This is a genomic window from Mycobacterium sp. NGS56 (assembly GCF_059812425.1).
The window spans coordinates 328,281-348,058 of the sequence record NZ_JCALCQ010000001.1; the positions used below are offsets into that span (position 1 = coordinate 328,281).

The following is a 19,778-nucleotide window of genomic DNA, read 5'->3' on the forward strand; positions in this document are numbered from 1 at the left end:
CCTTGTCACGACTGCAGGTCAGGTCCCTGGGCGCGTAGATCGTCGACCGCCGACATGGCGTCGCGCAATTTGGCCAGCCACTCGTCGGCGTGTTCACCGACCAGCTTCACCGACCACGCGAGGGCATCCGCGCGGGAGCGGGCGACACCGGCATCGACCAACGTGTCCAGCACCTGGCGTTCGGGTTGCTTCAGCCGAGTCATGACCGGTACTGCGATGTGGGTGAACAGAATTCGCTCGGTGCCTGTCCTAGAGCTGACCTCCACGCCCCAGGAAACCTTGCGTCCATAACGATCTTGCGCTTCGTCGGCGATGCGCATGCGCTCCGACCGGGTTTCTTCGCGGAATCGTGAAGCTCGCCCGGCCGCGCGGGCCTCGCTCGCTTCGCCTTCCGCGCTCGTCGGATCCGGGAGCTTCCCGATGACGGTGATTTCTTCGCGGTCGACGACCACCGTGGGGTCGTCGTCGAACCAATCATCCGGAAGACGTCCGGCGAACCATTCCGCGGCGTCGCTGGCGTCTGGTTGCTGGGCTTGCTGCCAACCCCCGGGGCGGCCGTACCGCCGCCCGTGTGTGTGGTGGGACTTCATGATTACATGATTACATCGTTGCAAAGTTAGGGGAACACCGTTTCTCCAGCAGCGAAACACTGGGCAGAAAGGAGGAGCGCCTCCCCCCTTGTCCGGCGCCAGGCCAGGGGTTTCCCAGGGCACAACCCGACTGAGAAAAGCCGTTGATCTGGGCTGTTCGACGGCGTATTTTGGTTAGCGAAGCAGGCCCGGAAGCGACCAATTCGAAGTGCCGGAACACGGGGTAGGAATCCGGCCGCGTAGGACACGCGTAAGACGGAGTCAGACGCCCCCTAGAGTCGCGCCGGGCCTGCCCTTGTGTCATCCTTGCGGGCAGCGTGCCCGTTAGTCCCCGTCGCCCCGCCGGATGCGAAAGAGTTTCACCTCGTTCTTCAGGCCCTTGAGGCGGCGGGCGCCGGCGAACGACCCGGAGAACTCACCGCTGTCGCCGATGTCGTCCCACACCGAATCGGCGACCAAGACGGTGCCCGGGCGCGCCACATTGGTGACGCGACTTGCCACATTGACCGGGCTGCCGAACCAGTCGCCGGCGCGGCTCACCGCCATTCCAGAGGCCAATCCCGCTCGCAATCGGGGAAAGTCATTGTCGGTGTCGATGGCTTCCACGAGTTTCAGGATGACGTCGAGCAAGGGACCCGGGGTCGGGCAGACAAACATCACGGCATCACCGATGGTCTTGATGAATCGCACCGGTGGCACGCTCAAGTCCCGGGCGAGGACGGCCAGCCGGTTGGCCAGGTGACCCAGCTCCTCGGGCGATACCGCCTCGCCGATCCGGGTGAAGCCGACCAGGTCCGCGAAGGCGACGGTGATTTGGCGCGCCCCAGGGAGCGGCTTGCCGGCCGCGCGCTCCGCGGCATTGACCGCTTCGGTCTCCATCATGTGCCGCAACTGCATGAACAACATCTGCTCGATCATCGGACCCAGCATCGGCGCGATCTCGGTCACCAAAGCCTTTGACGCCTTGGCGATTTCGAGCTCACTGGCCCCTGGGCGCATGATCGCCGAAAGCGCCGAGTACCGCATCACCTCAGCCGCCCGCGACAGTCCTTCGGCGAGCACCTGCACCACCAGAACCACCTGTTCGGGATCCAGCCCCACCTCCACGAACCGCTGGGCGAAGGCCGCGGCCTCACCGTCGGCGCGCATGTGCACTACCGCGTCGGGGTCATCGACTCGGACCAGACCGATCGCGCGCTGCACGCGTTGAAGCAGCCCCAGGTCGATGCCGTGGGCCTCACTGATTTCGCGGGTGGACACGTAGGTACCGTCGTCGCCGATGAGATGGCGCGTGGCCAGCAGCAGGGGTGGATTCGTCGTGCGGATCTCCTCGGCGGTGACGCCCTGCTCGAAAAGCCATTTGATGAGTTCGGCCCGTTCGGTGCGTGCGCTTCCCTCGAGCCCCTCGAGCAAATCGTCGATGTTGTCGTCGGCACCGTCCTGCACGTCGCCAACGTACAACGAAGGCGAGCCATGATGTGAGGTGATGAGCACACCGTTGTTGCGGGGACTCCCGCCGGTCGTCGACGAGCGCGCCAGGACGCTGATCCTGGGTTCGTTTCCCAGCGCGCAATCACTGGCGACGGGCCAGTACTACGCCAACCCACGTAATGCGTTCTGGTCGATCACCGGTGAACGGTTCGGTTTTGACGCGGCCGCACCCTACAACAGACGACTGGCGGCCCTGCGGTCCCATGGTGTCGCGCTCTGGGATGCCCTGCACGCGTGTCGGCGGGTCGGCAGCGCCGACTCAGCGATTGAACTAAAAAGTCTAGCCGCCAACGATTTTGGTAAGTTATTCGCGCATTATCCGACTATCAAGACGGTGTACTTCAACGGAGCCAAGGCCGCCGACCTTTTCCGCAGGCTGGCGACGGCGCCCGATCGAATCCGATATCAACGCCTGCCGTCGACCAGCCCGGCTCACGTGATGCGGCCGGGCGCCAAGCTCGCGGCCTGGCGGGTGATCGCGAGCGCGGCGCAGCCGGGCGAAGCGGGTCACCGCCGATAGACCCAGCGGGTGATCGCGAGCGCGGCGCAGCCGGGCGAAGCGGGTCACCGCCGATAGACCCAGCGGGTGATCGCGAGCGCGGCGCAGCCGGGCGAAGCTTGGAGCTTTATGAAATCGGCGGCAAGTGGACGGCCCACGGTCGGGCCGCTTCGATCTGTGCGGACAGCGACAACAGGGTCGCCTCGTCATACGGCCTGCCGACGAGTTGGACCGACATCGGCAGGCCGTCCCGGTCGAAGTCCCACGGCACCACCGCCGCGGGCTGACCGGTCAGGTTCCAAATCTGTTGATAGGGAACGTATCGTCCGACCCTCAGCAGTGTCGACACGGCGCCGCGGCGTTGATATGCACCGATACGGGACGGGCCTGTCGCGGTGCCGGGGGTGACGACGACGTCAACATCGTCGAAGATCGCCTGAATCCGCGAGATCACAGCATCCTCGTTCGCTCGGATGGCCTCCATTCGCCGGTCCGAGAAGAATGACCCCAAGCGGGCGATGTTGCGGGTGCGCGGTTCCAGCCGTTCCGGGTGGGCGAGGGCGTCCGCGTCGTCGCAGATGCCGCGCAAATAGCGGGGCAGATAGTTGGCGAACATCGCTGAAATCGGATATTGGGGGTCGGCGGTGATGACTTCATGGCCGAGGTCGCGAAGCAAAGCACCGGCCTGGTCGACCGCCGTTAACTCCGCCTTGCCGACTTTGACCGGCAGTGGGGTTGGAACCTTGGTGCTCAACGCGATTCGCAACCGGCCGGGGCTGCGCCCTGCCGCGCTCACAAACTCCCCAGCGGGACCGGGCACCGTCGACGTCGCATCCAGAAACAGGGCCGCGTCGATCACCGTGCGCGCGATCGGCCCGTTGACGCTCAGCCCGTACCAGGCGTCGTCGTGCGGTTCCAACGGCACGCGATCGCGTTGCGGCTTCAGGCCGAACACCCCGCACCACGTCGCCGGGATGCGAATAGACCCGCCCCCATCGGACCCCAATGCCAGTGAAGCCAACCCGGCAGCGACCGCGGCGGCACTCCCACCGCTACTGCCGCCCGGCGTACGGGTCAGATCCCATGGGTTACGGGTGGCGCCAAAGGCCGTTGACTCCGTGTAAGGAAACATCATGAGCTCGGGCACATTGGTTTTGCCGATGATCACCGCACCCGCCGAACGCAACCGGCGCACCACCTCCGCATCGGAGGTGACAGCGGGTCGATGACCGCCGCTGCCGAACGTCGTCACCTGGCCGGCGACGTCGACATCGTCCTTGATCGCGACCGGCACGCCGAGCAGCGGTAGCCGCTCGCCTGCATCCAGGCGCTGCTGCGCCACCGCAGCCTCATATCGAGCCTGGTCGGCGAGCACCACGCGGTAACAGCGCAGCTGGCTGTCCAGCCGGGCGATCCGCTCCAGGTAGACCTCGAGCAACTCCGGCGCGGTCAGTTCACCATTGGCCAGCATGCGCGCGTGTGCTGCCGCGCCGGCGAAGGCGACATCGTTCACTGCGGCAGCGTATCGGAGAAGCTGGTGGCGGCCCCAGACTGGTCTCGCGTGGCTAGAACGCAACAACCAGTACCGTGGGCGACATGTCCTGCGTGTTCTGTGCGATCGTCGCCGGCGAGGCCCCGGCCATCCGGATCTATGAAAACGACGACTACCTGGCCATCCTCGACGTTCGTCCGTTCACCCGAGGTCACACGTTGGTGGTGCCCAAACGGCATAGCGTCGATCTCACCGATACCGCGCCGGAAACGCTGGCCGGGATGGTGACCCTGGGCCAACGCATCGCCCAGGCCGCGCGCACGACCGAATTGGCCGACGCTACCAACATCGCCATCAACGACGGCAGCGCCGCTTTCCAGACCGTGCTCCATATCCACCTGCACGTGCTGCCCCGGCGCAACGGCGACAAGCTGTCGGTAGCCAAGGGATTGCTGTTGCGTCGCGACCCCGACCGGGAGGCCACGGGCCAGATTCTGCGCACCGCGTTGACCCGCATTGATGCGAGTCAGTCGGATTGAGCCTATCGTTCGGCGCCCAACGAAAGATTAGCCGCGCGCCGAAGCACTTCAGCGGGCGCGCTACCAAACGAGGGCTAGAACAATTCCTTCGCCAGTAGCTCCAGCGTCACCACCCGCCCCGGCGCGGTACGGGGATCGGTACCGCGGCGGGCCGAGGCCACCGGGTTCACCATGACTTCGTCGACGCCGAAGCGGTCGGCCAGTGCCCGGATCTGGTCGGCGGCGGCGGCCGGCGTCCCCAAAACGGCTCGCTTGAAACCGCTTTCGACGATCCGTCGTTGTTGTTCGGTCAACTCGGCGACCGCCGCCTCCTCGACCAGCGGCACCGGCCCGAGCGGCTGCCCGGTCCGCAGCCGGGCCATCATCTGCAGATTGGGCAACATCAATGCCGTTGCCTCTTCCCGGGTTTCGGCCACCGCCGCGTTCACCGTCAGAAACGTCAACGGCTCGGCGGCGAGCTCACTCGGCCTGAACCGCGAACGGTAGACCTCAAGCGCTTCTTCGGTTCCGTTGCCGGAAAAGTGATGCGCAAACACGTACGGCAGCCCTTTGGCGGCGGCCAGATGCGCCGAATACATCGACGATCCCAGCAGCCACAGGCGCGGTTCGCCGGCCGCGGCCGGGGTGGCCTTGAGCGTGTAATCACCCGAGCGCAACGGAACCCGTACGCCGCGAGCGCTCATCAGGGCCGCCACGTCGTCGAGATATTCCGGGAAGTTCTCGATGTCGCGGTCGTCGCGACCGCCGCGCAACGCATACGACGTCACGGGATCGGATCCGGGCGCCCGGCCGATACCGAGGTCGATCCGGCCCGGGGCGGCGGCTTCTAGGAGCGCGAACTGCTCGGCCACGGCCAGCGGGGCGTGGTTGGGCAACATCACACCACCCGAGCCCAGCCGCAGTTGCGAGGTCTGCGCGGCCAGGTAGGCGATCACCACTGGCGGGCTGGTGGCACCCACCGACGGCATGTTGTGATGCTCGGCGACCCAGTAGCGGGTGAAACCCAACCGATCTGCGGCCTGCGCCAGCTGCACCGTGGCCGCCAGCGCGCCACCAGTCGTCTGGTCGGTGCGCACCGGAATGAGATCTAGGACGGAAAGACGCACGGAAAAGTCAACGCACGCGGGCCGGCAAACGTTCCCGCTGCGGGCCGGGCCGGCTCAGTAGTCCTTCAGCGTGATCGAGGCGACGATCCGGTCGAATACCTCTTGCGGTATCGGCGCACCGCCCGGAATGTTGTCCACCACCAGCCACTGGTTGCGCTTAACATAGTCGCTGAACTCGCGGTGATAGTTGGCGAAGCCGGCTTCGTGGTCGACCGTTTCGCCCTGGGTGGCGGCCTTGAGCTCACCCGCCAGGATGTAGGCGCCCAGCAGGGCAACGCTGGTCCCCTGTCCTGAAAGGGGCGAACAGCAATACCCGGCGTCGCCGACCAGCGCCACGCTGCCTCGCGACCAGCGATCCATCTTGATCTGTGACATCTCGTCGAAGTAGAAGTCCGGCGCGCTGCGCATGTACTCGAGCAGTTGCGGACGAACCCAGCCGTCACCGGCCATCCGCCGCTCCAGTTCGGCGAATTGGACCTCGACGTCGCGGTAGTCGATCCGCAGATCGGTTTCCATGAAACCCAACATCGCCCGCGCCTCGGCGTTGTTACGCGCGCTGTAGACCCCCGCCATGGTGGAGTCGCCGTAGTGCCACGTCTGCCAGTAGTCCAGATCCAAGAAGTTGGGCACGGTGAAAATCGCCGCGTGCGTCCCCAGCTTCTCGATGAAATTTTCTTCCGGTCCGAAGATCAGACGCCGCACGTTGGAGTGCAATCCGTCCGCGCCGATGACAAGGTCGAAACTGCGCGGCGCTGCCCGCTCGAAGGTGACGTGGACGGCGGCGCCATCGTCGTCCACGGCGGTGATGGTGTCGTCAAAGAGGTATTCGGCCCTCCATTGGCTTGCGCCGTAAAGCAATTCGACCAAGTCGTCGCGCAGCAGCTCGATGTCGGGGCTATCGATGGGCCCACCGGTGGGTGTCGCCTCGGTGTCCCGGGACAATTCGTTGCCATCGCGGTCCACGACGGAGGAGCCCCGGATTTGCGTTCGGCGCTTCTGCGCGGCGCCCAACAGCCCCATCCGCTCGAGCACAGTCAGCGCCGGTCCCCGCACGTCGATCGCCTGACCGCCCGGCCTCGGCCCGCGGTGCCGCTCGACCACGGTCACCGAAAAGCCATACCGCTCAAGCCAAAAAGCCGTCGCCGCGCCCGCCACGCTGGCGCCGGACACCAGCACCTCTGTCACTTGATCCCTGCCAGTTCTTTTGCCTCGCGGAAGACGTCGTCAAGCATCACTGGAGTCAACCTACCGGTGAACATGTTTTGCTGGCTCGGGTGGTAGCAGCCGAGCAATCGCACCCCGGGCGCCAGGTCAGCGACGACGCCATGACCGAACCGGGGCTTGCGCCCGGTCGAGGTGCCCGGGAGCCGCAGCGCGATCTGCCAGCCGAATCCGCCCAGGGCCACGACCACGCGAACATCGTCGGACACCAGCCGCCACTCAGCCTGCAGCCACGGCCAGCAGGTGTCGCGCTCCTCCGGCGTCGGGGCGTTGGCGGGAGGCGCGCACCGCACCGGCGCGACGATGCGAATCTTCTTAGTCTGCAACCCATCCGCGGCGTCGACACTGGTCGGTTGATTCACCAGCCCGGCCCGGTATAGCGCCGCGTACAACTGATCGCCCGAGCGGTCGCCGGTGAACATCCGTCCCGTGCGGTTGGCGCCGTGCGCGGCCGGCGCCAGCCCGACGATCAGCAGCCGGGGCCGCGCCGACCCCCAACTGGGTACCGGCCGCCCCCAATACGGTTGGTCGGCAAACGCTCGGCGTTTGACGACTGCCACGTCCTCGCGCCAGCTCACCAACCGCGGGCAGGCCCGGCAGACGCTGACCAGGGCATCGATTTCGGGGATTGACGCGGCATGCTCGGCAAGTTCGGCGACGGCTTCGGCATCGGCTGCCACCGGTGTCTGCGGTGTGGCCGGATCGCCTGGCCATCCGGTGCCGGCGCCAACCGGCGAGCTGAACTCCTGGCCGGTACGGGGGTGGGCGAGCACATGAACATCCTGCATGAGCCGAAAAATTCGGTCGCTGCAAACGGCGCTTTGGCATACATTCAGCGGCGAATTCCCATGAAAAGTGGCCCTGCACTCCTGATCCTGTTCGCCACGTTGATGGCGACGGCGGGTAGCGGCATCTCGATAGTCGCGTTCCCGTGGCTGGCGTTGCAGCACCACAACAGCGCGCGCGACGCCTCGGCCGTGGCCCTGGCCATGACGCTGCCGCTGGTGCTATCCACTCTCGTCGCCGGCGCTGCGGTCGACCGCTTCGGACGCCGCCGGGTGTCGCTGGTCTCCGATTCGTTCTCCGGAGCGGCGGTGACCGCGGTCCCGCTGATCGCGTGGGGCCTCGGTGCAGACGCGCTCAGCCTGGCGGTGCTGGCCGTCCTGGCCTTCTTCGCCGCCGCCTTCGACCCGGCCGGAACGACGGCGCGCGAGTCGATGCTGCCCGAGGCCGCCGCCCGCGCGGGCTGGTCGCTGGCCCGCACCAACAGCATGTACGAGGCGATTCTCAACTTGGGGTTCATCGTGGGCCCCGGCCTCGGGGGCCTGATGATCGCGACCGTCGGCGGCATCAACACGATGTGGGTGACGGCGGGGCTGTTCGGGCTGTCCATCTTGACGATCGGGTCGTTGCGGCTCGAAGGCGCTGGAAAGCCCGCGCGCGAGTCCCGGCCCGGATGGATGTCCGGCATCGCCGAAGGGTTGCGCTTCGTCTGGAATATGCGGGTGCTGCGGACGCTGGGCTTGATCGACCTGGCCGTCACCGCGCTCTACCTGCCGATGGAAAGCGTGCTGTTTCCGAAGTACTTCTCCGATCGCCAGCAACCCGCGCACCTGGGGTGGGCGTTGATGGCCATCGGGTTCGGTGGTGTGGTGGGAGCGCTCGGCTATGCCGCGCTGTCCAAACGTCTGCGACGGCGCGCGGCTGTGCTGACGGCGACCCTCACCTTCGGGGCGGCGACCGTCGGGCTCGCGTTCCTGCCGCCGTTGCCGGTGATCCTGGTGCTGTGCGCGGTCACCGGCGTGGTCTACGGACCGATCCAGCCGATCTACAACTACATGATGCAGACCCGGGCCCCGCATCGGCTGCGCGGCCGAGTGGTCGGGGTGATGACCGGGTTGACCTACGCGGCAGGCCCGCTGGGCTTGCTGGTGGCCGGGCCGCTGACCGACGCGGCCGGGTTGAAGGTCACGTTCTTGGTGCTGGCGGTACCGATCCTGCTGATCGGCCTGGCCGCCTGCCGGCTGCCGTCGCTACACGAACTGGACCGCGCGCCGGAGTTCGCGGAAGACTCGGGCCCGTCAGGCGGGGCTTAGTATCGGGCCGTGAGCTCCGACGCCCTGGCCAGCCTGATCGCTGACCTGCCCGATGGGATGATCGTCACCGACCCCACGGTGACCGAGGGCTATCGCCAGGACCGCGCCTTCGACCCGTCGGCCGGCAAGCCGCTTGCCGTGGTGCGGCCGCGGCGCACCGAAGAGGTGCAGACTGTGCTGCGCTGGGCCGCCGCACATCGAGTACCCGTGGTGACGCGCGGCGCCGGCAGCGGCCTCTCCGGTGGAGCGACCGCGCTGGACAACGGGATCGTGCTTTCCACCGAGAAGATGCGCGACATCGCCATCGACCCGGTGACCCGCACCGCGGTATGCCAACCCGGGCTGTTCAACGCCGAGGTGAAAAAGGCCGCCGCCGAGCACGGCCTGTGGTATCCGCCGGATCCGTCGTCGTTCGAAATCTGCAGCATCGGCGGCAATATCGCCACCAACGCCGGCGGGCTGTGCTGCGTGAAGTACGGCGTCACCACCGACTACGTGCTGGGCATGCAGGTGGTGCTCGCCGACGGCACCGCGGTGCGGCTGGGCGGCCCACGGCTCAAGGACGTCGCGGGCCTTTCGCTGACGAAGCTGTTCGTCGGCAGCGAGGGCACGCTCGGCGTGGTCACGGAGGTGACGCTGCGGCTGGTGCCCAAGCAGAACGCGTCCAGCATCGTGGTGGCCAGCTTCGCGACCATCGAAGACGCGGTCGAGGCGGTGCTCGGCGTCACCGCGCGGCTGCGCCCCTCCATGCTCGAGTTCATGGACTCGGCGGCGATCAACGCCGTCGAGGACACCCTGCGGATGGATTTGGACCGCGGGGCGGCCGCCATGCTGGTGGCCGGGTCCGACGAGCGCGGCCGCGCCGGCAGCGAGGACGCCGAAATCATGGCCGAGGTTTTCGCGGAACACGCTGCCACGGAGGTGTTTTCGACCGATGATCCCGACGAGGGCGAGGCGTTCGTCGTTGCACGGCGAATGTGCATCCCGGCCGTCGAAGCCAAGGGTTCGTTGTTGCTCGAAGACGTCGGGGTGCCGCTTCCGGCACTGGGCAAGCTGGTCACCGGGATCGCGCGCATCGCCGCCGAACGTGACCTGATGATCTCGGTGATCGCCCACGCCGGCGACGGCAACACCCACCCGTTGATCGTCTATGACCCCGCCGATGCCGACATGACCGAACGCGCCCACCTGGCGTTCGGCGAGATCATGGACCTGGCCGTCGGGCTGGGCGGCACCATCACCGGCGAGCACGGCGTCGGCCGGTTGAAGCGGCCCTGGCTGGCCGGCTATCTGGGCCCTGACGTGATGGACCTTAACCGGCGCATCAAGCAGGCGCTGGATCCGCACGGCATTTTGAACCCGGGGTCGGGGATCTAGTTTCACCGCTGAGCGCCCCGATGGTCAGGGAGTCGGTACCCAGCGCCCGACCGCCTGGGGACGGTGTCGGGGGGCGGGCTGCACGGGACATTTCTCTCCGACGGCGGTTGACATATTGCCGCCGCTGTCGTACGAATGAGACATGGCTGCTGTTATGTCTCACGACGCACCGGTCAAGTTTCAGCTGCCCACTGCCGACACATGGTCCAATCCGTGGCCCATGTACCGCGCTTTGCGAGATCACGATCCGGTGCACCACGTCGTTCCGGCGAACCATCCCGAAGATGACTACTACGTGCTTTCCCGGCACGCCGACGTATGGGCCGCGGCACGCGACCACGAAACCTATTCCTCCGCACAGGGGTTGACCGTCAACTACGGCGACCTGGAAATGATTGGGCTGCAAGATAATCCACCGTTTGTGATGCAGGATCCGCCGGTGCACACCCGGTTCCGCAAGCTGGTCTCGCGCGGCTTCACGCCGCGGCAGGTCGAGGCGGTGGAACCCAAGGTCCGCGAGTTCGTCGTTGAGCGCATCGAGGGGTTGCGCTCGGCCGGCGGCGGCGACATCGTCACGGAGCTGTTCAAACCACTGCCGTCGATGGTGGTCGCCCACTATCTCGGTGTGCCGGAGGAGGACTGGGTCCAATTCGACGGCTGGACCCAGGCGATCGTCGCGGCCAACACCGCCGAAGGCGGCGTAGCGAGCGCACTGCAAACCGTTGGCGATGCGGTCGGTTCGATGATGGCCTACTTCAATGGACTGATCGAGCGGCGCCGGACCGAACCCGAGGACGACACGATCTCGCACCTGGTGGCCGCGGGCGTCGGCGCCGACGGTGACATCGCCGGCACGCTGTCGATTTTGGCGTTCACGTTCACCATGGTCACCGGGGGCAACGACACCGTCACCGGCATGCTCGGTGGCTCGATGCCGCTGCTGCATCAACGACCCGACCAACGTCAGCTGCTGGTCGACAACCCGGGCCGCATTCCCGACGCGGTCGAGGAGCTGCTGCGGCTGACCGCGCCGGCCCAGGGACTGGCCCGCACTGTGACCCGCGACGTGACCGTAGGTGAGACCACCATCCCGGCCGGGCGCAGGGTGTTGCTGCTCTACGGTTCAGCCAACCGCGATGAACGCCAATATGGTTCGGACGCCGACGAACTCGATGTGACCCGCTGCCCGCGCAACATCCTGACGTTCAGCCACGGCGCGCACCACTGCCTAGGCGCCGCCGCCGCCAGGATGCAATCCCGGGTCGCGCTGACCGAACTGTTGGCCCGCTGCCCGAACTTCGACGTGGACGAATCGGGCATCGTCTGGGCCGGTGGCAGTTACGTCCGTCGTCCGCTGTCGGTGCCGATTCGAGTGAAATCCTGATGCCCGACTGGCTGGGAACCCACCGGACCGAGGCGGCCGCCGACCGGATCCTCGATGCCGCCGCGCGGCTCTACACGCAGCGCGACTCGGATTCGATCGGCATGAACGAAATCGCCAGGGCCGCAGGCTGCTCGCGAGCGACGCTGTACCGCTACTTCGAGAATCGCGAGGCGCTGCGCACCGCCTACATCCACCGCGAAACACACCGGTTGGGCCGCGCAATCATCGCGCGCACCGGCGAGATCGAAGACCCACGCGAACGGCTGGTCGCGAGCATCCTCGTTACGTTGCGGATGGTTCGCGAAAACCCCGCGCTGGCATCCTGGTTTGCCACCTCCCGCCCGCCGGTGGGTGGCGAACTGGCCGGGCAGTCCGACGTGATCACGGCCCTGGCGGTGGCGTTCTTGCACTCGCTGGGAACCGATGATCCCGCCGCCATCGAACGCCGCGCCCGCTGGACGGTGCGGGTGATCGTCTCGCTGCTGACCTACCCGGGTCGCGACGAAGACGACGAGCGGGCGATGATTGAGGAATTCGTCCTGCCGATCGTCGCACCGGTTTCCGCCCGCGGCTAAGCCCGCGCGTCACGCCGGGCGGCCCGCGACCATCGTTGGAAGTGCCCGCCTCCGAGCGACAACCTGTTTCCGCTGGTCACGCCGGTAAACGAGGTTGTCGCTGTGAGGCGGGCAAATCGCCTCTCCAGCCGCGCAGAGACTCCCGGGGTCGGTGTTACGGACGGTGCACCGCGGCGCCCGGCTGTGCTCCGACGGGGCGGCGGCCGGCTCAGTCCCGGATGCGGGTGAACCGGTGCAGCAGCCATGCCAACGGGATGGTCACCACCACCGTCGCCACGTAGAGGTACAGCATCGAGCCGGTGTAAACGCGCGCGCCAACGATGTAGTCCATCGCGAATTCCATGGTGATCAGGTGGATCAGGAAGATCTCGTAGGAGATCTCTCCCAGCCACACCATCGGGCGGCTGGCCAGTATTCGGGAATACCAGCCTTGGATACTTGGAGCGCCGCCCAGGGCCAGCGGTGCCACCGCAAGTGCGGCGATGACGGCATAGAAACACGTCTTGAACAACGCTTCACTCATTGTCGCCGGGGAGGTCGTGGGCGCCCCGGCAATGGGCGTGGACACGATGAAATAGCAGATCACCGCAAGAGGTATGGCCACGAACCCGTACGCGCGCAGCCGCATCTCCTGCAACACGGTCAGCATCATGCCGGCAAGGAACCAGGCCAAATAGGTAGGCAGCCACAGCCGCGCGCCGTCGGGAAACCAGTGATCGGTGTGCACCAGGACCAGCCACGCCGGGCTGATCAACGCCATTGCCGCCATGGCACCCAGCACGAGTTTCGGTTGCCACTGCCGTCGGCAAATCACCACCAGCAGCAGGTATGCCAGCAGCGGCAGCACGACGTAGAACGAGCCCTCCACCGCGAGGCTCCACATCTGAGTCAGCCCTTGGTGCAGATACTTGCCCAGGTAACCGTCGCAGTAGATCTGCGTCAGCGTCAGATTGCGTGCCAGCCCCAGCCAGCTGTGTCCGGGGTTCGGCCCGGCATCGCGGAAGTGGTACAACACATAGGCGAATAACACGGTAATCACGTAGGCCGGCATGATTCGTCGAACGCGGTGCCACGCATAGCGACTCAACGACGGCGGAACGCGGCTCTCGGCCGCCGACTTAACCCACGGACGAAACAACAGGTAGCCGGAGAGCACGAAGAAGATCGGCACCCCGATCTCCATCCGGGAACCGACCAGACCCCAATACCCGTGCGTGTATTTGCCGGTGGTGTAGGCCGCGTGGGTGCCGACAACGAGGAGCGCTGCGACCGCGCGGATTCCGGTCAGCGAGGCGACCCGGTCGACGCGGGAGGTCTGCTCGAGCCCGCCCTGGGCGTCTTGCTCTTCGGACAGCGTCATCCGCCGTGTTTCCTGCGCGGCTTGCCACCGTCTCGGCCGCGGGGCTTGTTGGCGGATGAGCGCTCCGGCTGAAGGTTGATCAAAACGCCCGAGATCCGGGTCTGCTCAAGCCTTTTCAACGTCGATTTGCCCAACTTTGCGGGCAGCTCCACCAAAGAGTAATCGGGCCCGATCGCGATGTGGCCGAAGTCGCTGCGATGCAGCCCACCCTCGTTGGCGATGGCGCCGACGATCGAGCCCGGACCGATCTTGTGCCGCTTGCCCACCGCGATGCGGTAGGTGGCCAATGGCTGTGCATTTCTTGGTCTTTCGGGACGGTCACGTCGCTCGGTGCGCCGCTCGCGGCGCTCCGGTGGCGGTTCGGGCGCCATCAGGAATTCTTCACCGTCGCGGGATTGCAGGGCCAGTGCGGCAGCGATGTCGGCCATCGGGGTGTCGTGCTCGCGTTCGTAATCCTGGACCAACTTGCGGAACAGGTCGATTCCGGGTGAACCCAGCGCCGTGGTGATGGAATCTGCGAATTTGGCCACCCGTTGCGCGTTGACATCCTCGACGGTGGGTAATTCTGTTTCGGTGAGCGTTTGCCGCGTGGCCTTTTCGATCGCCTTCAGCAGGTGGCGCTCGCGGGGGGAAACGAACAGCAGCGCGGTTCCCGAGCGACCGGCCCGACCGGTGCGCCCGATCCGGTGCACGTAAGACTCGGTGTCGTGCGGGATGTCGTAGTTCAGCACGTGCGATATCCGCTCCACGTCCAGTCCGCGCGCGGCCACGTCGGTGGCGACCAGGATGTCGATGCTGCCGTCTTTCAATGCGGCGACGGTGCGCTCGCGCTGGGCTTGCGGGATGTCGCCGTTGATGGCGGCCGCGGAAAAGCCTCGGGCCCTCAACTTTTCCGCGACTTCCTCGGTGGCCTGTTTGGTCCTGACGAAGACGATCATCGCCTCGAACGGCTCGACTTCCAGAACCCGTGTGAGCGCGTCCATCTTGCGCGGACCGGCGACCTGGATGTAACGCTGCGAAATGTTCTCGGCGGTGGCGGTTTTCGCTTTGGTGCTGACCTCGAGCGGATCGTGTAGGTACTTGGTGGTGATCTTGCGAATCGCCGGCGGCATGGTCGCGGAGAACAACGCCACCTGTTTGTACTCGGGGGTTTCGGACAGTATGCGATCGACTTCCTCGGCGAATCCCATCGTGAGCATCTCGTCGGCCTCGTCAAGCACCAGGTAGTCGACGTGGGACAGATCCAGCGTCCCGCGCTCGAGGTGGTCGATGACCCGGCCCGGGGTGCCGACCACTACGTGTGCCCCGCGGCGCAGCCCGGCCAGCTGCACGCTGTAGGAGGAGCCGCCGTAGATCGGCAGCACGTTGATCTTGGGCAGGTGCGCCCCGTACCGGCTGAACGCCTCGGCCACCTGCAGGGCCAGTTCCCGGGTGGGGGCGAGCACCAGCGCCTGGGTGGCGGAGCTGGTGACGTCGATCTTGGACAGGATCGGGATCGCGAACGCGGCGGTCTTGCCAGTGCCGGTCTGGGCCAGCCCGACGACGTCGGAGCCCGCCATCAGCGCCGGAATCGTCGCCGCCTGAATGCCGGTGGGCGACTCATAGCCGACGTCGGCGATCGCCCGCAAGACCGAGGGATTGATCTGCAGGTCGGCAAACGTCGGTAAGGCAGCTTCAGTCGAGCTGTCCGAGGGGGTCATCGTCCAAGGAGTCTAGTGGTGATCGCGAGCTCAACGGAGTTGAGCGCTGCGGGTCACCACCAGACGGCCCAGTGGTGGTCGCGAGCTCAACGGAGTTGAGCGCTGCGGGTCACCACCAGACGGCCCCGTGGTGATCGCGAGCTCAACGGAGTTGAGCGCTGCGGGTCACCACCAGACGGCCCCGTGGTGATCGCGAGCTCAACGGAGTTGAGCGCTGCGGGTGATCGCCGGCACACCCGGCCGTGCCTGCCGCAGCCGCGGACCCCATGAAGGTACGGTGCCCGATGTGTGGTCGTTGCCATGTCGTACCGAGCCACTGACCGGCTCGGCCGCTGTCGTTCTACTCGCCGTCACGCTGACGGGCTGCGGTTCGGGGGACTCCACCGTCGCCAAGACGCCCCAGGCCAGAACCACTTCTGCCGCGTCCGTCACGGCTCCGGCCACCCTCCCGGCGGCCGCGCCACCCGGCAACGCCCCTCCGCTTGATCCCTGCGCGGTCAACCTCGCCTCGCCCATCATCGCGAAGGTGGTCTCCGAGCTGCCTCGCGATCCGCGCAGTCAGCAGCCCTGGAGCCCCGAACCGCTGGCGGGCAACTACAACCAGTGCGCGCAGCTGTCCGCGATCATCGTCAAGGCCAACACCAACGCAGTGAGTCCGACCACCCGCGCAGTCCTGTTCCACCTCGGCCAATTCATCCCGCAGGGCGTGCCCGACACCTATGGATTCAACGGCGTCGACGCGGCGCAAACGACGGGCGACACCGTGGCACTGACCTATCCCAGCGGGATCAAGGGCCTGAACACCGATGTGAAATTCCACTGGAACGGCAACGCGGTCGAACTGATCGGCAACACCCCCGCGCACTGATCCGGGGCACGCCCGCCCGGCACGGCCCTGTTGTCGGAGCGCTGACCTACAGTGGCTCCAGTGTTGGTCTCCGGCGACAGCATCGTGTACAGCGCATCGGATCTGGCCGCCGCCGCCCGCTGCGAATTCGCACTACTACGGGAGTTCGACGCGAAGCTGGGCCGCGGTCCCGCTCCCGTCACCGTCGAGGACGAACTGCTCACGCGGACGGCTGACCTCGGTAGCGAACACGAGCGACGCGAACTCGCGTCGCTGCGCGACCGGTACGGGCCGGCCGTCGCGATCATCGGCCGCCCGGCCTACACGCCCGCGGGCCTAGCGGCGGCCGCCGACGCCACTCGGCGCGCCGTCGCCAACCACGCTCCCGTGGTGTATCAAGCCGCCATGTTCGACGGCCGCTTCGTCGGCTTCGCAGACTTCCTGGTGCGCGAGAACGAACGGTACCGGGTCGTGGACACCAAACTGGCCCGCTCAGCTAAGGTAACCGCGCTGTTGCAACTGGCCGCCTACGCCGACGCGTTGGCCGCCGCGGGCATCCCGGTCGCTGCGGAGGCCGAGCTGCGCCTTGGCGATGGAACCACGGTGCGGCACCGGGTTCGCGACCTGATCCCGGTGTACCGCTCGCAGCGCGCCCGCCTGCAGCGCCTCCTCGATGAGCACTACGCGGGCGGCGCCGCGGTTCGCTGGGACGACGAGGGCGTGGCCGCCTGCTTTCACTGCCCGCTGTGCCTCGAGCAGCTGCGGGCGGCCGACGACGTGCTGCTGGTGGCCGGTTTGCGAGTAAGCCAGCGCGACAAGCTCTTTGATGCCGGCATCAGCACTGTCGCCGACCTGGCCGATCTTCGCGGACCAGTGCCTGGACTGGCGACCAGCGTGCTGAACAAACTCGCTATCCAGGCCAAACTACAAGTCCGCCAACGTGAAACCGGCGTCCCACAGGTCCAGGTCATCGATCCGCAACCGCTGGCCCTGCTACCCGAGCCCGACCCAGGGGACCTGTTCTTCGACTTCGAGGGCGACCCGCTGTGGACCACCGATGGACGTGAATGGGGCCTGGAATATCTGTTCGGTGTTTTGGAAGCAGGCCCGATGGGCAAGTTTCGCCCGCTGTGGGCGCACAACCGGGCCGACGAACGCAAGGCGCTGATCGAGTTCTTGGCGCTGGTGGCCAAGCGCCGCAAGCGCCGCCCCAACATGCACATCTACCACTACGCGCCATACGAGAAGAGCGCGCTGCTGCGACTGGCCGGTCGCTATGGAGTGGGCGAGGACGAAGTCGACGAACTACTGCGCAGCGGCACGCTGGTCGATCTTTACCCGTTGGTGCGCAGGAGCATTCGGGTGGGTGCGGAGTCATTCAGTCTCAAGGCGCTAGAGCCTCTCTACATGGGGGCTCAACTGCGCGTGGGTGACGTGACCACGGCCACCGGTTCGATCACCTCCTACGCACGATACTGCGAACTGCAGGCAGACGGCCGCGGCGACGAGGCCGCATCGGTGCTCAAGGAGATCGAGGACTACAACCACTACGACTGTCGCTCGACCCAGGAATTGCGGAATTGGTTGATGTTGCGCGCCTACGAATCCGGCGTGGTACCGATGGGCGCTCAGCCCGTGGCCGACGGCAACACTGTCGACGACCGCGACCAACTGGCGGTGACGTTGTCGAGGTTTACGGGAGCCGCCGGCGTCGACGTCCGCACCCCCCAGCAGACGGCCGTAGGGCTACTGGCCGCGGCGCGCGGCTACCACCGGCGCGAGGACAAGCCCTTCTGGTGGGCGCACTTCGACCGGTTGAACTTTCCCATCGACGAGTGGGCGGATGACACCGACGTGTTCGTCGTCGAGCACGCGTCGGTCAGCGTCGACTGGCACACGCCACCACGCGCGCGTAAACCGCAGCGGCGGCTGCAACTGCGCGGCGAACTGGCGCGCGGCGACTTGAAGAGCGATGTCTTTGCCCTCTACCACCCTCCGGCCCCGCCCGGCATGACCGAGAGCCCCGACCGGCGGGCGGCCGGGCGGGTCTCGGTCATTGAGGCCGACGATCCAGCGGTCCCCACCGAAGTGGTGGTACTCGAACGAGTTGGCGCCGATGGCAAGACTTTTCACCAGTTGCCGTTCGCGCTGACTCCAGGTCCGCCCATCCCGACGACGGCGCTACGGGAGTCAATCGAGGCAACCGCGGCCGGGGTGGCGGCCGGATTGCCGCAACTGCCGCGCAGCGCGATCATCGACGTGCTGCTGCGGGGCGCGCCCCGCGCGCGGGGCGGCACTCCCCTCCCCCGTAGCGACGACATTGTCGCCGATATCACCGCCGCGCTACTCGATCTGGATTCGTCATACCTGGCAGTGCACGGTCCGCCGGGCACCGGCAAGACGCACACCGCGGCGCGGGTAATCCACGACCTGGTCACCGAGCATGGCTGGCAGGTGGGTGTGATCGCGCAGTCGCACGCCACCGTGGAAAACCTGCTGGACTGTGTAATCGATGCCGGTCTGGATCCGCAACGGATCGCGAAGAAGCGCAACGACCACCGAGCCCCGCGCTGGCGGGAGATTGACGGCGGCGCCTACGCCGCGTTCCTCGCTGACACCCCGGGATGCGTGATCGGCGGAACGGCATGGGATTTCGCCAACGCCAATCGGGTGCCGCCGGGAAGCCTAGATCTCCTGGTAATCGACGAAGCAGGCCAGTTCTGTCTGGCCAACACCATCGCCGTGGCCCCATCCGCCGCAAACCTGTTGCTGCTCGGAGATCCTCAGCAGTTGCCGCAGGTCAGCCAGGGCACTCATCCCGAGCCGGTAGACGTTTCCGCGCTGGACTGGCTGGTCGACGGCCAGCGCACCCTGTCCGACGAACGCGGTTACTTCCTAAACCTCACCTACCGCATGCACCCGGCCGTCTGCGCAGCGGTTTCGGCGCTCTCCTACGAGGACAGGCTGCATTCGCATGAGTGCACCGCCGCCCGCCGCCTCGACGGATGTCAACCCGGTGTGAAACTGCTTTCGGTTGAGCATCAAGGCAATTCGACCGAAAGTCCCGAGGAGGCCGATGCGATCGCCGCCGAGATCAACCAGCTGCTCGGCGCGGCGTGGACCGACGAACACGGCACAAGGGGGTTGGCCGCCACCGATGTGTTGGTGCTGGCGCCCTACAACGCCCAGGTCGCGCTGCTACGTCATCGGTTGACCGCCGCGGGGCTCGCCGGAGTGCGGGTGGGGACGGTCGACAAGTTCCAGGGCGCACAGGCGCCGGTGGTCTACATCTCGATGACAGTGTCATCCGTGGACGCGGTGCCCCGCGGAATGTCCTTCCTGCTCAACAGGAACCGGCTCAACGTCGCGGTAAGCCGCGCCCAGTACGCGGCCGTGGTCGTGCGCTCCCCGTCGCTGACGGAGTATCTGCCCGCCACACCCGCGGGCCTGATCGATTTGGGCGCCTTCCTGGCGCTCACCCAGCGCGATCTGCGGTGACCG

General features: G+C 66.6%; 15 protein-coding genes and 1 pseudogene. 8 read left to right on the forward strand and 8 right to left on the reverse strand.

What is annotated here, in order from left to right:
• Window positions 1-5: 5 nt before the first annotated feature.
• Window positions 6-590, reverse strand: a complete 585-nt coding sequence (gene abmR / locus AC5Y4F_RS01530; RefSeq protein WP_499994772.1) for an ATP-binding transcription factor AbmR — start codon at window positions 588-590, stop codon at window positions 6-8.
• Between the two features lie 272 nt (window positions 591-862).
• Window positions 863-2,036: pseudogene (locus AC5Y4F_RS01535) on the reverse strand (adenylate/guanylate cyclase domain-containing protein).
• A gap of 40 nt (window positions 2,037-2,076) precedes the next feature.
• Between AC5Y4F_RS01535 and AC5Y4F_RS01540 the strand changes: the two are divergent.
• Window positions 2,077-2,601 carry a DNA-deoxyinosine glycosylase gene (locus tag AC5Y4F_RS01540; RefSeq protein ID WP_499994773.1) on the forward strand — a complete coding sequence of 175 codons (525 nt, stop codon included), beginning with the start codon at window positions 2,077-2,079 and terminating at the stop codon, window positions 2,599-2,601.
• 106 nt (window positions 2,602-2,707) lie between these two features.
• Here the strand turns inward: AC5Y4F_RS01540 and AC5Y4F_RS01545 are convergent, their stop codons facing one another.
• The gene (locus tag AC5Y4F_RS01545) at window positions 2,708-4,051 is read right to left on the reverse strand and encodes an amidase (RefSeq protein WP_499995743.1); all 1,344 of its coding nucleotides are present in this window, start codon (window positions 4,049-4,051) and stop codon (window positions 2,708-2,710) included.
• 125 nt (window positions 4,052-4,176) lie between these two features.
• On the opposite strand from AC5Y4F_RS01545, the gene AC5Y4F_RS01550 reads away from it, so the two are divergent.
• Window positions 4,177-4,611, forward strand: a complete 435-nt coding sequence (locus tag AC5Y4F_RS01550) for an HIT family protein (protein WP_499994775.1) — start codon at window positions 4,177-4,179, stop codon at window positions 4,609-4,611.
• Window positions 4,612-4,685: 74 nt separating this feature from the next.
• On the opposite strand, the gene AC5Y4F_RS01555 is transcribed toward AC5Y4F_RS01550, so the two are convergent.
• From AC5Y4F_RS01555 to AC5Y4F_RS01565, 3 genes are read right to left on the reverse strand one after another with little or no spacing between them, the layout of a single operon-like run.
• Entirely contained in the window at window positions 4,686-5,717 is a 1,032-nt protein-coding gene (locus AC5Y4F_RS01555; protein WP_499994778.1) for an LLM class flavin-dependent oxidoreductase, read from the reverse strand.
• A 54-nt stretch (window positions 5,718-5,771) separates the two neighbouring features.
• Window positions 5,772-6,902, reverse strand: a complete 1,131-nt coding sequence (locus AC5Y4F_RS01560) for an FAD-binding protein (RefSeq protein ID WP_499994780.1) — start codon at window positions 6,900-6,902, stop codon at window positions 5,772-5,774.
• Window positions 6,899-7,726: a uracil-DNA glycosylase gene (locus tag AC5Y4F_RS01565; protein ID WP_067939130.1), complete on the reverse strand. Its 828-nt coding sequence runs from the start codon at window positions 7,724-7,726 to the stop codon at window positions 6,899-6,901. The genes AC5Y4F_RS01560 and AC5Y4F_RS01565 overlap by 4 nt, the downstream gene beginning before the upstream one ends.
• 60 nt (window positions 7,727-7,786) lie before the next feature.
• On the opposite strand from AC5Y4F_RS01565, the gene tap reads away from it, so the two are divergent.
• The 4 genes from tap (at window position 7,787) to AC5Y4F_RS01585 (ending at window position 12,370) form a co-directional block, all read left to right on the forward strand.
• Window positions 7,787-9,034, forward strand: coding sequence for a multidrug efflux MFS transporter Tap (tap, locus tag AC5Y4F_RS01570; protein ID WP_499994781.1), 1,248 nt, complete (start codon window positions 7,787-7,789; stop codon window positions 9,032-9,034).
• Window positions 9,035-9,043: 9 nt separating this feature from the next.
• On the forward strand, window positions 9,044-10,411 hold the full coding sequence (locus AC5Y4F_RS01575; RefSeq protein WP_067939127.1) for an FAD-binding oxidoreductase: 1,368 nt from the start codon (window positions 9,044-9,046) through the stop codon (window positions 10,409-10,411).
• A gap of 142 nt (window positions 10,412-10,553) precedes the next feature.
• Window positions 10,554-11,795 carry a cytochrome P450 gene (locus AC5Y4F_RS01580; RefSeq protein ID WP_197520673.1) on the forward strand — a complete coding sequence of 414 codons (1,242 nt, stop codon included), beginning with the start codon at window positions 10,554-10,556 and terminating at the stop codon, window positions 11,793-11,795.
• Window positions 11,795-12,370: a TetR/AcrR family transcriptional regulator gene (locus tag AC5Y4F_RS01585; protein ID WP_067939121.1), complete on the forward strand. Its 576-nt coding sequence runs from the start codon at window positions 11,795-11,797 to the stop codon at window positions 12,368-12,370. Before AC5Y4F_RS01580 ends, AC5Y4F_RS01585 begins: the two co-directional genes overlap by 1 nt.
• Window positions 12,371-12,578: 208 nt before the next feature.
• On the opposite strand, the gene AC5Y4F_RS01590 is transcribed toward AC5Y4F_RS01585, so the two are convergent.
• Together AC5Y4F_RS01590 and AC5Y4F_RS01595 are read right to left on the reverse strand one after the other, a co-directional pair.
• Window positions 12,579-13,730, reverse strand: coding sequence for an acyltransferase family protein (locus AC5Y4F_RS01590; RefSeq protein WP_499994785.1), 1,152 nt, complete (start codon window positions 13,728-13,730; stop codon window positions 12,579-12,581).
• Window positions 13,727-15,430, reverse strand: coding sequence for a DEAD/DEAH box helicase (locus tag AC5Y4F_RS01595; RefSeq protein ID WP_067939116.1), 1,704 nt, complete (start codon window positions 15,428-15,430; stop codon window positions 13,727-13,729). Before AC5Y4F_RS01595 ends, AC5Y4F_RS01590 begins: the two co-directional genes overlap by 4 nt.
• 277 nt (window positions 15,431-15,707) lie before the next feature.
• On the opposite strand from AC5Y4F_RS01595, the gene AC5Y4F_RS01600 reads away from it, so the two are divergent.
• Together AC5Y4F_RS01600 and AC5Y4F_RS01605 are read left to right on the forward strand one after the other, a co-directional pair.
• Entirely contained in the window at window positions 15,708-16,298 is a 591-nt protein-coding gene (locus tag AC5Y4F_RS01600) for an LppP/LprE family lipoprotein (protein ID WP_499994788.1), read from the forward strand.
• A gap of 60 nt (window positions 16,299-16,358) precedes the next feature.
• Complete coding sequence (locus AC5Y4F_RS01605; RefSeq protein WP_499994790.1) at window positions 16,359-19,775, forward strand: TM0106 family RecB-like putative nuclease; 3,417 nt, start codon at window positions 16,359-16,361, stop codon at window positions 19,773-19,775.
• The last annotated feature ends 3 nt before the right edge of the window (window positions 19,776-19,778 follow it).

Coding starts and splice junctions, on each gene's coding strand:
- abmR (WP_499994772.1), bottom strand. CDS start 590: ATGAAGTCCCACCACACACACGGGCGGCGGTACGGCCGCCCCGGGGGT.
- AC5Y4F_RS01540 (WP_499994773.1), top strand. CDS start 2,077: ATGAGCACACCGTTGTTGCGGGGACTCCCGCCGGTCGTCGACGAGCGC.
- AC5Y4F_RS01545 (WP_499995743.1), bottom strand. CDS start 4,051: ATGCTGGCCAATGGTGAACTGACCGCGCCGGAGTTGCTCGAGGTCTAC.
- AC5Y4F_RS01550 (WP_499994775.1), top strand. CDS start 4,177: ATGTCCTGCGTGTTCTGTGCGATCGTCGCCGGCGAGGCCCCGGCCATC.
- AC5Y4F_RS01565 (WP_067939130.1), bottom strand. CDS start 7,726: ATGCAGGATGTTCATGTGCTCGCCCACCCCCGTACCGGCCAGGAGTTC.
- tap (WP_499994781.1), top strand. CDS start 7,787: ATGAAAAGTGGCCCTGCACTCCTGATCCTGTTCGCCACGTTGATGGCG.
- AC5Y4F_RS01580 (WP_197520673.1), top strand. CDS start 10,554: ATGGCTGCTGTTATGTCTCACGACGCACCGGTCAAGTTTCAGCTGCCC.
- AC5Y4F_RS01585 (WP_067939121.1), top strand. CDS start 11,795: ATGCCCGACTGGCTGGGAACCCACCGGACCGAGGCGGCCGCCGACCGG.
- AC5Y4F_RS01590 (WP_499994785.1), bottom strand. CDS start 13,730: ATGACGCTGTCCGAAGAGCAAGACGCCCAGGGCGGGCTCGAGCAGACC.
- AC5Y4F_RS01595 (WP_067939116.1), bottom strand. CDS start 15,430: ATGACCCCCTCGGACAGCTCGACTGAAGCTGCCTTACCGACGTTTGCC.